Here is a 15961-nt window from a genome sequence, read left to right on the forward strand (position 1 = left end):
AGAGTCGCAAGCGTCATGTCAGATTCGGACACAATGGCCAACCGCTGGTCGCGGTTTCAAAACCGCTTTTATGCGCGGCTCAGCCAGCGCCAGAAGGCGGTGTCGGGCTTTGTGGGGCAGCCGGAGCCTCGCACGGTGGGCTCATTTGCGCGCGGCCGGCAACTGGTCGCTGGAAACTTGTTGTTCTCTGGCTTTCTGGTCGAGGCAGAAGACACTGAGCTGTGGGACGTCGCCGCCCCAAGCGCGGATTTCGATGATGAACGCCATGGTTTTGCCTGGCTCGACGATCTGGCGGCGGTGGGTGATATGCGCGCGCGGGAAAAGGCGCAGCGCTGGGTCTGGGGCTGGATCGAGGCCCATGGGCGCGGACAGGGTCCGGGCTGGGTGCCCGATCTGACCGGCCGCCGCGTGATGCGCTGGATCAACCACGCACTATTCCTGTTGCGCGGCGTGGACGAGGCACAAAGCAAGGCATTCTTCCGGTCTTTGGCGCAACAAACGTGGTTTCTTTCAAAACGCTGGCCTTCGGCCACGCCGGGCCTGCCCCGGTTCGAGGCTTTGGCCGGTCTGGTGCAGGCGGGTCTGGCGCTGGAAGGGCGCGAGCAGTTGGCCGACCCGGCCCTGCGCGCCCTGGCCTATGAATGCGGGAAACAGGTGGATGCCGAAGGTGGTATTCCGACCCGTAACCCCGAAGAGCTGTTGGAGGTCTTTACCTTGCTTGCCTGGACTTCGGCCGCGCTGAGCGAAGTGGGGCGCGGGACCCCGGCAGCGCAGACCGAAGCGATCCGCCGGATCGCTCCGACATTGCGCAACCTGCGCCATGCCGATGGGGCGCTGGCCCGCTTCCACGGTGGCGGGCGCGGCCTGGAAGGGCGGCTGGATCAGGCGCTGGCGCAAAGCGGTGTGAAGCCGCGGCAGCATTCGGACTTGTCCATGGGCTTTGCCCGTTTATCCGCCTCACGTACAACGGTGATCGTTGATGCCAGTTTGCCGCCCAAAGGGGCTGCCTCATATAACGCTCACGCTTCGGCGCTTGCATTCGAGCTGACCTCGGGGCGGCGGCCCTTGATCGTGAATTGCGGATCAGGCGCAAGTTTTGGTCAGGAATGGCGCCGGGCCGGTCGGGCCACGCCGTCGCATTCCACTCTATGCGTCGATGGGTTCTCCAGCGCCCGTCTTGCGCCGCCGATGAAAGGCTCGGCCTCTGAAGCTCTGGTGGATGGCCCAAAAGACGTGCCGACCGATTTCGAAGACGCTTTTGAGGGCACGCGGTTCATGGCGGGGCATGACGGTTATGCCAAAGTGTTCGGCCTGACCCATGCCCGCACCTTCGAGCTGCGCTTTGACGGGCGGGAACTGATCGGCGAGGATATTTTGCTGACGTCCACCGACAAGTCGAAAAAGCAGTTTGACAAGGCGATGGATGCTTCGGGCCTGTCTGGCGTGCGCTATGACATCCGGTTTCACCTGCATCCCGACGTGGACGCGGCGCTGGATCTCGGCGGAGCTGCGGTGTCGATGGCCCTAAAAAGCGGCGAAATCTGGGTTTTCCGTCATGACGGCGCGGCCAGATTGTCCGTTGAACCAAGCGTTTATCTGGAAAAAGGCCGCCTGAAGCCACGCGCGACAAAACAGATCGTTCTATCTGGCCGCGCAATGGAGTATGCGACGCGCACCCGGTGGACGCTGAGCAAGGCACAGGATACAGCCTATGCCGTGCGCGACCTGCACCGGGACGAGCCCGTTTTCGACTGACGCCAAAAGGACCTTTGGACCCATGACCGACCTTCACCCCGTGCGCCGCGCGTTGCTTTCCGTTTCCGACAAGACCGGGCTGATCGAGCTGGGCAAGGCCTTGGCCGAACGCGGGGTCGAGTTGCTGTCGACCGGCGGCACGGCGCGCGTGCTGCGCGATGCGGGGCTGGATGTGAAGGATGTCAGCGAGGTCACCGGTTTCCCCGAGATGATGGATGGCCGGGTGAAAACGCTGCACCCGATGGTGCATGGCGGGCTGCTGGCGCTGCGGGACAACGACACGCATGTGGCGGCGATGACCGAGCACGGGATCGGCGCGATCGACCTGTTGGTGGTGAACCTCTATCCGTTCGAGGCGACCGTGGCCAAAGGTGCAGGCTATGACGAATGTGTCGAGAATATCGACATTGGCGGCCCGGCGATGATCCGCGCGGCGGCCAAGAACCATGCCTTTGTGAACGTGGTCGTGGATGTCGAGGATTATGACAAGCTGCTGGGCGACATGGACCAGCATAACGGCGCGACCTGCCCGAAATTCCGCCGCAAGCTGGCACAAAAGGCCTATGCCCGCACCGCCGCTTATGACACCGCCGTGTCGAACTGGCTGGCCGGCGCGCTGGAGCTTGAGGCCCCGAAACGCCGCGCCTTTGCTGGTGAACTGAAACAGACTCTGCGCTATGGCGAAAACAGCCATCAGACGGCGGCATTCTACACCGATGGCTCGGGTCGCCCCGGCGTGGCGACTGCCGTGCAGCATCAGGGCAAGGAGTTGAGCTATAACAACATCAATGACACCGATGCCGCGTTCGAACTGGTGGCCGAATTCGACCCGGCGGAAGGTGCCGCCTGTGCCATCATCAAACACGCCAACCCCTGCGGCGTGGCCAAAGGCGCGACGCTGCTTGAGGCCTATAAGGCCGCGTTCGACTGTGACCGCACCTCGGCCTTTGGTGGGATCGTGGCATTGAACCAGCCGCTGGATGCGGAAACCGCGCAGGAGATCACTGGGATTTTCACAGAAGTCGTGATCGCTCCGGGCGCATCGGATGAGGCCAAGGCGATCTTTGCTGCCAAGAAGAACCTGCGTCTGCTGACCACAGAAGACCTGCCCGATGTGACCGCGGGCGGCAAAACCGTGCGCCAGGTCGCCGGAGGTCTGCTGGTTCAGGATAAGGACAATGGTTTTGTGGGCATGGACGATCTGAAGGTTGTCACCAAGAAGGCCCCGACCGAGGATCAGATGCGCGATCTTCTGTTCGCGTGGAAAGTTGCGAAACACGTCAAGTCGAACGCCATCGTCTATGTCAAAGACGGTGCAACCGTGGGCGTCGGTGCCGGGCAGATGAGCCGCTTCGACTCGGCCCTGATCGCGGCCAAGAAGGCCGAGCGCATGGCTGACTCGCTGAACCTGTCGCAACCGCTGACCATCGGTTCGGCGGTGGCGTCGGACGCGTTCTTCCCCTTCCCTGACGGGTTGATGGAGGCGGCACAGGCGGGTGCAACCTGCGTCATCCAGCCCGGTGGCTCCATGCGCGACGACGAAGTGATCGCAGCGGCGGACGAGGCCGGTCTGGCCATGGTCTTCACCGGCATGCGGCATTTCCGGCACTGATGCGCAATCCCCTTCTTCTTTGGGCCAGCCTCGCAGCCTTTCTGATTGACCAGGCCAGTAAATATCTGGTCGTTCATGTCATGCGCGTGGCCGAGGGCAATATCGACGTGCTGCCGCCACTTGTGGTGTTCAAATACGGCGAGAATCGCGGCATAAACTTTGGCTTGTTTCAGGGCAACAGCGATGCCGCGCGCTGGGTGCTGATCGGTATCTCGCTGGGAATTTGCGTCGGTGTTCTGATTTGGCTTTTGCGCACGGCCCCGTCGAAAATGATGTTGCTGTGCGGCGGGTTGCTGATCGGCGGCGCGCTGGGAAATGTCGTCGACCGTGTGCTTTACGGCTATGTTCTGGACTTTCTGAATATGTCCTGCTGCGGTATCGACAACCCGTTCGTGTTCAATCTGGCGGATGTGTTCATATTTGCAGGCGCGATCGGGCTTGTATTGTTCGAGGGCAAAAAGCCCACGTGACGCGCCTGTGGAAATAAGGTAAAAGCGCCCAAAAAGGCTGGAGACTCTGATGCGGTTGCCGCGTTCCATTTTTGCCCTGACGGCTGTCCTCGCAATTGCGGGGTGTTCCGATATTGGTTTGCGCCATCTGCAGGCGCCGGGGCCGGGACCGGATGAGTTTTCTGTGCTGCCTGTTAAGCCGCTGACCCAGCCCGAAGATTATGCCTTCTTGCCCGCACCGACACCGGGCGGCGGGAACCTGACCGACCCGACCCCCAATGCCGATGCGGTGGTTGCTTTGGGCGGCAATGCTGCGGCGCTGAATCCCAATACCTCGATTCCGTCAGGGGACGCGGCGCTGGTCACCGCCTCAAGCCGCTATGGCGTGGCGCCGGACACGCGTCAGGTTCTGGCGCAGGAGGATGCCGATTTCCGCAAGCGTCAGGGCCGCCTGACCCGCCTGCGCCTGTTCAACGTGGACCGGTACGAACAGGTTTATCGGCGTGATGCGCTGAATGCGGAAGCTCAGAACCAGGCGGCGCGCCGCGCCGGGATCGAAACACCCTCGGCACCCCCGGCGGATGAATAATCCTTAACTTTTCGTCATCGCACTTGAACCCGCGCGGGACCACCGTAGTTTGAAGCGTGAAACGAAACGGAGGATGTCCCATGGTTCGGGCCCTGGTATTGTCGGCTGCCCTGATCGTCGCAACCCCCCTTGTGGCCAAGGAAGGGCATGAGGCGGTTACCACCTTCACGCTGGATAACGGCATGGACGTTGTTGTGGTCGAGGACCACCGCGCCCCTGTTGTGCAGCATATGGTCTGGTATCGTGCGGGTTCCGCGGATGAACCGATCGGATCGTCCGGTGTGGCGCATTTTTTGGAGCACCTGCTGTTCAAAGGCACCGATACGCTGGCCCCGGGCGAATTTTCCGCGACCGTGGCTGCCAATGGCGGCAATGACAACGCGTTCACCTCTTATGACTACACCGCATATTTCCAGCGTGTCGCCGCCGACCGGCTGGAATTGATGATGCGGATGGAGGCGGACCGCATGCGCAACATCCGTCTGACCGAAGAGGATATCGTCACCGAGCGCGACGTGATCCTTGAAGAGCGCAACCAGCGCACCGAAAACAACCCGCGCGCCTTGTTTGGTGAACAGCTGAGCGCGGCGCAGTACCTCAACCATCGCTATGGCGTGCCGATCATCGGCTGGCGGCATGAGATGGAGACGCTGGATATGGAGGATGCGCTGTCCTTCTACCAGACCCATTACGCGCCCAATAACGCCATTCTGGTGGTGACCGGTGATGTTGACCCCGATGAGGTCAAGACACTGGCGGAAACCTATTACGGCGTCATCCCGGCCAATCCCGATCTGCCCGAACGCATTCGCTCGCAAGAGCCGCCGCAAACCGCTGAACGCCGCCTGACCTTCAAGGATCCTCGGGTTTCGCAGCCCTATGTTCAGCGCAGTTATCTGGCACCGGAACGCGATGCGGGTGCACAGGAAAAGGCCGCCGCGCTGTTTCTGCTGGCCGAATTACTGGGCGGCGGTACGACCTCGTACCTGAATGAAAAGCTGCAGTTCGAACAGCAAAAGGCGGTCTTTACCGGCGCATTTTACCGCGGGTTGTCGCTGGATGACACGACCTTTGATCTGCTGATTGTTCCAGCGCAGGGTGTTTCCTTGCAAGAGGCCGAGGATGCAATGGATCAGGTTGTGGCCGACTTCATCGCCGAAGGTGTGAACGAAGACGATCTGGACCGGATCAAGATGCAGCTGCGTGCGTCCCAGACCTATGCCCGTGACAATGTGGACGGGATCGGTAACCGCTATGGCCGCGCGCTGACCAGCGGTCTCACGGTCGAGGATGTGCAGGCCTGGCCCGACATTCTGCAGGCCGTGACCGGGGACGAGATTATCGCCGCTGCGCGCGAGGTGCTGCAACGCGAAGCATCCGTGACAGGCTGGCTGATGCGCGACGATGAGGTGACGCAATGAAAAAGCTGTTCGCAACCCTGATCGCCGTTGTCTTGGCCGTGCCCGCCTGGGCCGAGATCGAGATACAGGAAGTCACCTCGCCCGGGGGGATCACGGCCTGGCTGGTCGAAGATCACTCGATCCCCTTCACTGCGCTGGAACTGCGGTTTCGCGGGGGTACCTCTTTGGATGATCCCGACAAGCGAGGCGCGGTCTATCTGATGAGCGGCCTGATCGAAGAGGGCGCAGGCGATATGGATGCGCGCAGCTATGCGCGCGAACTTGAATCTCTGGCTGCATCGTTCAGCTATCGGGCGACGGATGATACCGTGTCGATTTCTGCCCGGTTTCTGACCGAGAACCGCGATGATGTGGCCGACCTGCTACGCACCACCATACACGAGCCGCGCTTTGATCAGGATGCGGTGGACCGGGTGCGGGCGCAGGTTATTTCCGGCCTGAGATCAGACCAGACCGACCCCAATGACATCGCCGGGCGCAGCTTTGCACAGATGGCCTATGGCGATCACCCCTATGGCTCGGACGGCAAGGGGACAATCGAAAGTGTCACCGCGCTGACCCGTGACGATATCGTGACGGCCTATGAGAATGTCTTTGCCAAGGACCGGCTATATGTGGGCGCGGTGGGTGACATCACCGCTGACGAGTTGGGAGTGTTGCTGGACAAACTTTTGGCGGACCTGCCCGCGACCGGAAAACCTATCCCCGACCGCGCGGACGTGACAATCGCCGGTGGTGTCAGTGTGGTCGAGTTCGACACGCCGCAATCGGTGGCGCTGTTTGGTCATGCCGGAATTGATCGCCACGATCCCGATTTCTTTGCAGCCTTCATCCTGAACCATATTCTGGGCGGGGGCGGGTTCGAAAGCCGTCTGATGCAGGAAGTGCGTGAAAAGCGTGGCCTGACCTATGGTGTCTCGACCTTTCTTGTGCCCAAGGACCTGGCGTCGGTCTATCTGGGTTCGGTGTCTTCGGCCAATGATCGCATCGCCGATGCGGTCGAGGTCATTCGCAACGAATGGGCGCGCGCCGCATCTGAAGGTGTGACCCAGAAAGAGCTGGATGACGCCAAGACCTATCTCACCGGGGCCTATCCTCTGCGGTTCGATGGCAACGGCCAGATTGCGGGGATCATGGTGGGCATGCAGATGGAAGACTTGCCCATCGACTATATCGCCACCCGCAACGACAAGGTTAACGCCGTGACGCTCGAGGATGTAAACCGTGTTGCCTCGGAACTGCTGGACCCCGAGGGGCTGCATTTCACCATCGTTGGCAAGCCCGAAGGCTTGGACGGCTGAACCTCAGGCTGCGGCGGGCTGCCTTTGCGCCTGAAGCGTGTGATTGTTGCTGTTGAGCAGCTTCTGCCGCGCATGCCTGAAATGCGCGGCTTTCAACGCGTCGTCGATATGACCGACGCCGTGCTCAGCAGCCTGCGGGACTTTTGCGGTTTCAGTGATTCCAGATTCAGTCCGTTGAATGCGCCTTGCGTTGGGTCGGTCATCTGGCATTGAACATGACCAAATTCACAGGTTAATCAGATTTATGCGCGTGTTTTAATCTGTGCACGCAACATCTGCCCCATCATCTGGCCAAACTTGCCCGATCCGCGCTGATACAGTGCTCCGTCCACGGACAGGACGGTCCCGCTGATGTAGCTCGCCAAATCCGAGCTCAGAAACAGGCAGGCATTGGCCACGTCCTGCACGGTGCCCCAGCGACCGACGGGGACGTCCGCGCGCAGTTTTTCGGCGGCATCCTCGGTCGGGGCAAGGCGCCGGGCCCCTTCCGTATTCTCGATAAATCCGGGCACGACGGAATTCACCCGAATGCCCTCGCCTCCCCATTCCATCGACAAGGTGCGGGTGATCTGGTCGACTCCGGCCTTGGCGGCGCAGACATGAGCCTGTCCTTCATAGGGTAGAAATGCCTGTGGGGCCGAGATGTTGATGATACTGGCACCGGGTCGTTTGAGGTAAGGATAAGCCCCTTTCATCACATGGACAGTGCCCATCAAATCGATATCGATCACGGTTTTGAATGCATTTACGGACATTTCGGCTGCCAGCGCAGGAAAGTTCCCCGCCGCGCCCGAGACCAGGACGTCGAAATCCCCAATCGTGTCGTGGAACTGTTTCAAGCCCGCGGCCACCTCGTCCGGATCGCGCACGTCAAATGCCGCGCCGATGGCGTCCTGCGCGCCAGCAGTTTTCAGCGCGGCGACGGTATCATCCACCTTGTCCTGCGACCGGCTGGCCACGGCCAGCTTGGCACCCGAGGCCGCAAAAGCCGCGGCAATGCCTCGGTTGATACCGCTGGTGCCGCCGATAACGATGACGGTTTGTCCTGAGAAATCCATATGGGCCTCCGCTGATGCGGGTACCCTATTCGCCGTAGGGCACCCAGATGTTTTTCACTTCGGTCGCAGCCTGCAGGAAGCGGCGCGAATGGTCCATGCTCCAGTCCATTGCCGTCGCGTTAGTGACCCATGTGCGCTTAAGGTTCCCGGCAGACACGGCCTCGATCTCTTTCGACAGATCGGTGGACGAGAACGACCAGACTGCATCCACGTTCAGATGCGAGGCCAGAGGTTTCGCCAATTCAGCGTGGCTGCCGGTCAGGATGTTGACCACGCCCGCTGGCACGTCCGAGGTTTCCAGGATCTGGTAGAAATCGGTTGCGGCCAACGGATAAGGCTCGGATGCCACCAGAACCGTCCGGTTGCCCATCGCAATTGCGGGGGCCATGGCAGAGACAAGACCCAGCAGCGGTGCCTCATCCGCACAGAGCGCACCGATCACGCCAACGGGTTCCTTCATCGCGATGGCAACGCCCCGGATCGGGACGCCATGCACCTGACCGTCATATTTGTCAGCCCAGGCTGCGGCGGTGAACAGGCGCTGGATCGAGGCGTCCACCTCTTTCGCGCCGGTCTTGCCACTGGTCATGCCATCGATACGCGCGGCAAATTCGCTGGCGCGGGCCGAGAGGTTCTCGCCGATGTAATACAGGATTTGCGCCCGCAGATGGCCGGTGGTTTTGGACCAACCTTTGGCCCCTGCGGCGGCCTCAACCGCGTTACGCACGTCCTTGCGGTTGGCAAGACCCACATGGCCCAATAGGCCGATTTTGCCCCAGACGGGTTTTGAATAGCCGCCATCGGGCCGCGCCTGCTTGCCGCCGACATACATCTTGGCGGTGCGGTCGATGGGATCGACTGGCGCGCCTTCGCCTGTGGCCGCTTCGAGTTTCGCCAGCGGCTTGGCTTTGTATTTGGGTTTGGTATAGGCCGTCAGACCTTCCCAACCGCCTTCGCGGCCAAAACCGCTTTCGCGCACGCCGCCGAATCCCGCGGCGGCGTCGAACAGGTTGGTGGCATTCACCCAGACTACGCCTGCGACCAGCTTGGGCGCGATATCCAGCGCAAGGTTCACATTCTCGGTCCAGACCGTCGCGGCCAGCCCATAGCGGGTGTTGTTGGCCAGCTCGACCGCCTCAGCCGGAGTACGGAAGGTCGAGGACACCAGCACCGGGCCAAAGATCTCCTCCTGCATCAGCGGGTCTGAGGTCTCAAGGCCCGAGATCAGCGTCGGTGGGTAGTAGCAGCCATTTGCAGGCAATTCGCAGGCAGCCTGATGCACATGCCCAACCGTGTTGCTTTCGACCATGCTTTTGATCGTCTGCAACTGCACCGGATCGACAACCGCGCCAACGTCGATGCATTTGTCCAGCGGGTCGCCAACGCGCAAGCCATCCATCCGCGCGCGCAGTTTGTCGTGGAAACGGTCGGCGATGCCTTCCTGCACCAAAAGGCGTGATCCGGCACAGCAGACCTGACCCTGATTGAACCAGATCGCATCGACCAGACCTTCGATGGCGGAATCGATATCCGCATCGTCGAACACAATGTAGGCAGACTTTCCGCCCAGTTCCAACGTCAGTTCCTTGCCGGAACCTGCCGTTGCCTCCCGAATACGCCGCCCCACAACAGTCGAACCGGTAAAGGCGATCTTGTCCACGTCGGCGTTCACGATCATCTCGCCCACCGCACCATCGCCGGTGACGATATTGACGACGCCCTTGGGCAGCCCGGCTTGCGTGCAGATATCGGCGAACAGCAACGCGGTCAGCGAAGTGTATTCGGCCGGTTTCAGAACCACCGTATTCCCCATCGCCAGCGCAGGCGCGATCTTCCACGCCAGCATCAGCAATGGGAAGTTCCACGGGATGATCTGCCCACAAACACCGAGTGCCTGCGCGTCCGGCAACTCGCTTTCCATCAGTTGCGCCATACCCGCGTGGTAATAGAAATGCCGCTGTGCCAGCGGAATGTCGATGTCACGGGATTCCCGTATCGGCTTGCCGTTATCCATGCTCTCCAGCACCGCAAACAGCCGCGCATGCTTCTGCAACAGCCGTGCAATGGCATAAAGGTACCGCGCCCGCCCCGCGCCGCCCAGCTTCTCCCACTTGGGTTGCGCCTTACGCGCTGCGGTGACCGCAGCGTCCACGTCCCCTTGCTTGGCTTGCGTCAGCTTGGCCAGAACCTCTCCGGTCGCCGGGTTGCGACTTTCGAACCCTTTGCCCGGTTTGGTGAACCCCCCGTCGATATAGTGGCCGAATTTATCGCCCTGATCGACCAGCCAGGCCAGCGCTTCCGCCGCGCTTTCGGGGGCGGGGCCATAGTCCATGGTTTCGAAGATTTCTGTAACGCTCATGACTTCATCTTTTCCCAAATACTCACTGTTCTGACGTCGCTACAGGCTCAGCCGAGTGAATGGCGGTAACCGGCAGAATAGGCTCCGGTGACATAATGTTCCAATTGCCGTTCAATATCGCCCAGCAGGGATGAGGCCCCAAAGCGGAACAGGTCCGGCTGCAGCCAGCGGTTGCCCAACTCGTCCTTGATCAGCGACAGATAAACCAGCGCATCCTTGGCTTTTGAAATCCCGCCCGCCGGTTTGTAGCCGACACGATACCCGGTGCGGTCATAAAAATCGCGGATCGCGCGGATCATCACCAGTGACACGGGCAGGGTCGCATTGACGCTTTCCTTGCCCGTCGAGGTCTTGATGAAATCCGCCCCCGCCATCATGCACACGACCGAGGCGCGGGCGACGTTGCGCAGGCTGCCCAGTTCTCCGGTGGCCAGAATGGCCTTTACATGCGCATCACCGCAGGCGGCACGGAAGGCTTTCATCTCATTATACAAAGCCTGCCAATCGCCGGACAGCACGTGGCGGCGCGAGATCACGATGTCGATCTCCTCGGCTCCGGCCTTCACGCTTTCCTCGATCTCGGCCACGCGCAGATGGAAGGGCGACAGACCCGCCGGGAAGCCCGTGGAGACGGCAGCCACCGGGATGCCGGTGCCCTTCAGCGCTGCAACGGCGGGTTCGATCATGTCGTGATAGACGCAGACCGCGCCGGTTGTGATCGGCGGTATGTCCATCGCCTGCAACAGCGCGGGCGCAACCGGTTGGCGGGCCTTGGCGCACAGGCGGCGCACACGGCCCACGGTGTCATCGCCCGCCAGCGTGGTCAGGTCGATCATCGTGATTGCCTTCAGCAACCATGCGGCCTGATAATCTTTCTTCACCGACCGCCGCCCCGGCAGGGTCGCCGCGCGGCGTTCAATGGCCGAGGTGTTGGCCTGCAGGGCGCGCACCCAGTCCAGATCCAGTTCCATGCCCGGATTCCGGGGTTCGGTCACTTGCGGCAGATGCGCGGTGCGCACGGGGCTGTCTGAGCTCTGCGTTTCCATCTTCACATCCTTTGGGAGGTTTGCGCCAAAATCGCATGGGTTGCGGGTAAATGAAAGGCAAACTGCCAGCTCAGGAGTGAATTTTTTGACCAAATGGACAAAAAGACAGGTTTCCTGCGAATGACTCGCAGAAGCATTGACTAATTTGCGAATGGTTCGCATATTCATTCTAACAGAGATGCTCACCCGAGGTCACAAATGATTCGCCGCACTTTTTTTTCTGCCCTAACGGCCCTTGTTGCCTTGCCGATGGCGTCATGGGCCGATGCGCCTTTGAAAGTGGTAGCCACCACCGGCATGATCGCGGATGCTGTGCATCAGGTGGGTGGGGATCAGGTTGAGGTCAAAGGGCTGATGGGTCCCGGAGTTGACCCTCACGCATATCGCCAGACCCGCAGTGATATCGTGGCAATGACCCGTGCGGATCTGGTGTTGTGGCACGGGCTTTATCTCGAAGCTCAGATGGAAGATTTCTTTCATGATCTCGGGCGGAAACGCAATGTGGTCGCCGTCGCAGAGGGTGTCGACAAAACCACACTGCGCGCCCATGACGATTATGCCGACAAGTACGATCCTCATCTGTGGATGAGTCCGGTTTTGTGGCGCGATGTTGTGATCGAAGTGCAAAAAGCGCTGACACAAACGCGCCCCGAGGCGGCTGATCTGTTTGAAGCCAACGCCCAAGTCTTGCTGACGCAGATTGATGCTCTGCACGCCTATGGCAACCGCGTTCTTGCCGAGGTTCCCGATAACAGTCGTGTTCTGGTCACGGCGCATGATGCTTTTGGTTATTTCGGTGCGGAATACGGATTTGAAGTTCTGGGCATTCAGGGCATCTCGACTCAGTCCGAGGCTGGCCTGAACCGGATTGGCGCACTTGTTGACCTGCTGGTCGACCGTCAGATCACCGCCGTGTTTGTCGAAAGCTCGGTGTCGGACAGGTCCATGCGGGCGCTGATTGAAGGCGCGGCGGCCAAAGGGCACGAGGTCACCGTCGGTGGCGAACTGTATTCAGATGCGATGGGCGAGCCGGGCACCTACGAAGGCACCTATGTCGGGATGCTGGATCACAACATGACCGTGATTGCCGGGGCGCTGGGCGCGGATGTGCCCGAACGCGGTATGAATGACAGCTTGTCGGCGGGGTTCTGAGTGATGCTGGAGCTAGCCACACATCAGGGCGAAGCGGTTCACGACAGTGGTCTCGACCATAGCCCGCTGGCCATACGCGGTCTGACCGTCTCTTACGGTCAGAAACCGGCCGTGTTCTCGGTCGACATGACCGTGCAGCCAGGTGCGATGACAGCAATCATCGGACCAAACGGCGCGGGTAAATCGACGCTTCTGAAAGCCGCGCTGGGGATTGTGCCCGCGCTGTCGGGGCAGGTCACTGTGTTCGGCACTCCGATCGAGAAACAACGCGCCCGCATCGCCTATGTGCCTCAGCGCGCCAGCGTCGATTGGGATTTTCCGACCCGCGTGATCGATGTGGTTCTGATGGGGTTGTCTCGGGAGCTTGGCCTGCTGGGCCGGGTTCGGGCCCGCCATGTCTCATGCGCCATGGATTGTCTGAACCGGGTCGGTATGCGCGATTTTGCGGATCGCCAGATCGGGCAGCTTTCGGGCGGGCAGCAACAGCGCGTGTTCCTTGCCCGTGCTTTGGCGCAGGGGGCTGATCTGTACCTGCTGGATGAACCTTTTGCCGGTGTGGATGCCGCAACGGAAAAGGCGATTATTGCCGTTCTGAAATCGCTGAAAGAAGCCGGGAAAACCGTTGTTGTCGTGCATCACGACCTCGCCACGGTCACCGACTATTTCGACCATGTCTTCCTGATCAACACCCGCAAAGTTGCCGAAGGTCCGGTGGCCGAGGCATTCACGGCAGAGGCCTTGCAAACGGCATACGGAGGCCGTCTGGCCACCGCCCAGATCGACCAGATTTCGCGCGCGCTGGGGTAAGACATGCTGTGGGATGCCCTGACCCTTCAGCTGGGCTATAACGCCTCGCTGGTTGCCATCGGGGCGTGTCTGCTGGGCGTGTCAGCCGGTGTCACCGGCACTTTCCTGTTTCTGCGCAAACGTGCGCTGGTCAGCGATGCGATCAGCCATGCGACCCTGCCCGGAGTGTGCCTGGCCTTTCTGGTCCTGGTCGCCTTTGGCGGCGATGGGCGCAATCTGATCGGCTTGCTGGCCGGCTCTGCCCTGTCTGCATGGGTGGGGCTTTTGTGCATGAACTGGCTGACCCGCCATACGCGGCTGGCCGAAGATGCCGCGATCGGCGCGGTTTTATCGGTGTTCTTTGGGTTTGGCATTGTTCTTCTGACCGTGATCCAGACTCTGGGTGTGGGGCGGCAGGCCGGGCTTGAAGGGTTCCTGCTGGGCTCGACCGCCGGGATGCTCTGGGCTGATGCGCTGATCATCGCGCTGGGCGGGGCTGCGACGCTGATCCTTGTGATGATCATCCGCCGTCCGATGACCCTTGTTGCGTTTGACCCGGAATATGCCGCCGCGCGAGGGGTGCAGGTCCACTGCATTGACCTTGCGATGATGGGGCTTGTGATGGCGGTGACTGTGGTTGGCCTGAAGATCGTCGGTCTGATCCTGATCGTGGCCTTGCTGATCATCCCACCGGTCACCGCCCGTTTCTGGACCGAGCGGTCCGACCAGGTTGTGCTGTTGGCCGGGCTGATGGGTGGGGTCTCGGGGTTTGTGGGCGCGGCGGTGTCCGCTTCGGCCCCCAACCTGCCAACAGGCCCGATCATTGTGCTGGTTGCTTTTGCGCTGTTTGCCATTTCCATGTTGCTGGCACCCGTGCGTGGTGTGTTGGCCGCAGTTTTGCGGCATCTCAAGTTCCAGCGTCGGGTTCATATCCGGCAAGGCCTTCTGGCACTGGCGCAGGGCCAAAAGATATATGAACCGCTGACATTGCGCCTGCTGCGCCGGGCCGGTCTGGCCCGCGCAGACGGGGTGGCGACCGAGGCTGGAAAGGCCCGTGCCGCCAAAGCCCTGCGTGACGAGAAACGGTGGGACATCGTGCGGGCTGATCAGGCGCATGAGGCGACGGCAGCGCTCTATGACGGGTTGCGCGACATCGAGACGGTGCTGACCCGCGATCAGATCGCCGAGATCGACCGCCGGATTGGTGGCCCACAGGGGGTGCCCGCATGACCGGAGAAGAGTTTGTCGCACTGTCGCTGACACCCTTGCTGATCGGCACCTTCGCGGCCATTGCGTGTGCCCTGCCGGGTAACTTTCTGGTGCTGCGGCGTCAGGCCCTGATCGGTGACGCGATCAGCCATGTGGTTCTTCCGGGGATCGTTGTGGCCTTTATCCTGACCGGAGCGATTTCGACCTGGCCCATGATGCTGGGCGCAGCCGGCGCGGCCGTGGTCGCCGTGGTGATGATTGAGGCGATCAGGCGGCTGGGGCAGATCGAGCCGGGTGCCGCGATGGGTGTAGTGTTTACCACTATGTTTGCGGCCGGTGTCCTGTTGCTGGAACAGACCGACACCTCGAGCGTGCATCTGGATGTGGAACACGCGCTTTATGGCAACCTGGAAAGCCTGATCTGGCTGGATGCCACCGGCTGGGCGTCGCTTTGGGATATCGAGTCTCTTGCTGGGTTGCCCCCGGAACTGCCGCGCATCGGGCTGACATTGCTGGTGGTTGTTGCCTTTACATGGGTGCTCTGGCGGCCTCTCAAGATTTCAACTTTCGATGAGGGGTTCGCCCGTACCATCGGCATTCGCACCGGCCTGTTGGGTTTTGCATTGGTGATTGTCGCCGCCATCGCGGCCGTCGCCGCGTTCGATGCGGTCGGGTCCATCATTGTTATTGCCATGTTCATCTGCCCGCCCGCTGCGGCGCGGATGATGACCAATCGACTGGAATCTCAGATCGCATGGAGCATTGTTTTTGCCATCGGGTCCGCAGTTCCGGGCTATATCCTTGCAGGCTACGGCCCGCTGTGGCTGGGCGGTGCCGATGCTGTCAGCGCCGCCGGAATGATCGCAACGATCTCGGGGGTGATTCTGGCGGGCGCTGCGATGTTCGGACCCTGCCGCAAACGGGCCGGCGCCCCAAGTTCCGCTTGACAGGCACGTTAACGCCAACCGGCTCCGCCTGATTTCGGCCAATCCCCGCCAAGTGGAAACAATGAGAAATTCTTGGCAAGATTTTTTCCAAACCTCATGGTAATGAATCTTCAATTGTTAATCGTATGACCACCACTCACTTAGGTCAGTCCGGTCCGCTGCGGCAACGTGCGCTCCCCCCCTCAAAAGCGCGGTCGCGCTGGCCGGACTGCTTTTTTCCAAGGCTTGAAAGAAGGTCTCAAACCGGTGGCAGAATCGCATGTGACCGTGCTAGGTA

At 61.0% G+C, this 15961-nt stretch carries 13 protein-coding genes; 10 read left to right on the plus strand and 3 right to left on the minus strand.

The features are described from left to right. Positions 1–15 precede the first annotated feature (15 nt). From ACRZ9X_RS12610 to ACRZ9X_RS12635, 6 genes are all read left to right on the plus strand, one after another. Positions 16–1755: a heparinase II/III family protein gene (locus tag ACRZ9X_RS12610; RefSeq protein ID WP_480519326.1), complete on the plus strand. Its 1740-nt coding sequence runs from the start codon at positions 16–18 to the stop codon at positions 1753–1755. A gap of 22 nt (positions 1756–1777) precedes the next feature. Then, positions 1778–3367 (plus strand): bifunctional phosphoribosylaminoimidazolecarboxamide formyltransferase/IMP cyclohydrolase, encoded by a 1590-nt coding sequence (purH, locus tag ACRZ9X_RS12615; RefSeq protein WP_480519328.1) that lies wholly within the window; start codon positions 1778–1780, stop codon positions 3365–3367. Beyond that, positions 3367–3837, plus strand: coding sequence for a signal peptidase II (gene lspA, locus ACRZ9X_RS12620; RefSeq protein ID WP_480519330.1), 471 nt, complete (start codon positions 3367–3369; stop codon positions 3835–3837). The genes purH and lspA overlap by 1 nt, the downstream gene beginning before the upstream one ends. 49 nt (positions 3838–3886) lie before the next feature. Then, the gene (locus ACRZ9X_RS12625) at positions 3887–4405 is read left to right on the plus strand and encodes a DUF3035 domain-containing protein (RefSeq protein WP_480519332.1); all 519 of its coding nucleotides are present in this window, start codon (positions 3887–3889) and stop codon (positions 4403–4405) included. An 80-nt stretch (positions 4406–4485) separates the two neighbouring features. After that, positions 4486–5826: a M16 family metallopeptidase gene (locus ACRZ9X_RS12630; protein WP_480519334.1), complete on the plus strand. Its 1341-nt coding sequence runs from the start codon at positions 4486–4488 to the stop codon at positions 5824–5826. Then, positions 5823–7127 (plus strand): M16 family metallopeptidase, encoded by a 1305-nt coding sequence (locus ACRZ9X_RS12635; RefSeq protein WP_480519336.1) that lies wholly within the window; start codon positions 5823–5825, stop codon positions 7125–7127. The genes ACRZ9X_RS12630 and ACRZ9X_RS12635 overlap by 4 nt, the downstream gene beginning before the upstream one ends. A gap of 242 nt (positions 7128–7369) precedes the next feature. On the opposite strand, the gene ACRZ9X_RS12640 is transcribed toward ACRZ9X_RS12635, so the two are convergent. From ACRZ9X_RS12640 to deoC, 3 genes are read right to left on the minus strand one after another with little or no spacing between them, the layout of a single operon-like run. Further along, positions 7370–8185 carry an SDR family oxidoreductase gene (locus tag ACRZ9X_RS12640; protein WP_480519338.1) on the minus strand — a complete coding sequence of 272 codons (816 nt, stop codon included), beginning with the start codon at positions 8183–8185 and terminating at the stop codon, positions 7370–7372. Between the two features lie 25 nt (positions 8186–8210). Beyond that, positions 8211–10544 (minus strand): aldehyde dehydrogenase family protein, encoded by a 2334-nt coding sequence (locus tag ACRZ9X_RS12645; protein WP_480519340.1) that lies wholly within the window; start codon positions 10542–10544, stop codon positions 8211–8213. 47 nt (positions 10545–10591) lie between these two features. After that, positions 10592–11590, minus strand: coding sequence for a deoxyribose-phosphate aldolase (gene deoC / locus ACRZ9X_RS12650; protein WP_480519342.1), 999 nt, complete (start codon positions 11588–11590; stop codon positions 10592–10594). A gap of 198 nt (positions 11591–11788) precedes the next feature. On the opposite strand from deoC, the gene ACRZ9X_RS12655 reads away from it, so the two are divergent. The 4 genes from ACRZ9X_RS12655 to ACRZ9X_RS12670 are packed head-to-tail and all read left to right on the plus strand — an operon-like array spanning position 11789 to position 15684. Beyond that, complete coding sequence (locus ACRZ9X_RS12655) at positions 11789–12742, plus strand: metal ABC transporter solute-binding protein, Zn/Mn family (RefSeq protein ID WP_480519344.1); 954 nt, start codon at positions 11789–11791, stop codon at positions 12740–12742. 3 nt (positions 12743–12745) lie between these two features. Continuing rightward, a complete protein-coding gene (locus ACRZ9X_RS12660) occupies positions 12746–13549 on the plus strand; it encodes a metal ABC transporter ATP-binding protein (RefSeq protein ID WP_480519346.1) in 804 nt (267 codons plus the stop codon). A 3-nt stretch (positions 13550–13552) separates the two neighbouring features. Next, positions 13553–14758 (plus strand): metal ABC transporter permease, encoded by a 1206-nt coding sequence (locus tag ACRZ9X_RS12665; RefSeq protein WP_480519348.1) that lies wholly within the window; start codon positions 13553–13555, stop codon positions 14756–14758. Further along, positions 14755–15684 carry a metal ABC transporter permease gene (locus ACRZ9X_RS12670; RefSeq protein ID WP_480519350.1) on the plus strand — a complete coding sequence of 310 codons (930 nt, stop codon included), beginning with the start codon at positions 14755–14757 and terminating at the stop codon, positions 15682–15684. The genes ACRZ9X_RS12665 and ACRZ9X_RS12670 overlap by 4 nt, the downstream gene beginning before the upstream one ends. Positions 15685–15961 lie beyond the last annotated feature (277 nt).

This window comes from Ruegeria sp. AL1 (assembly GCF_056540905.1).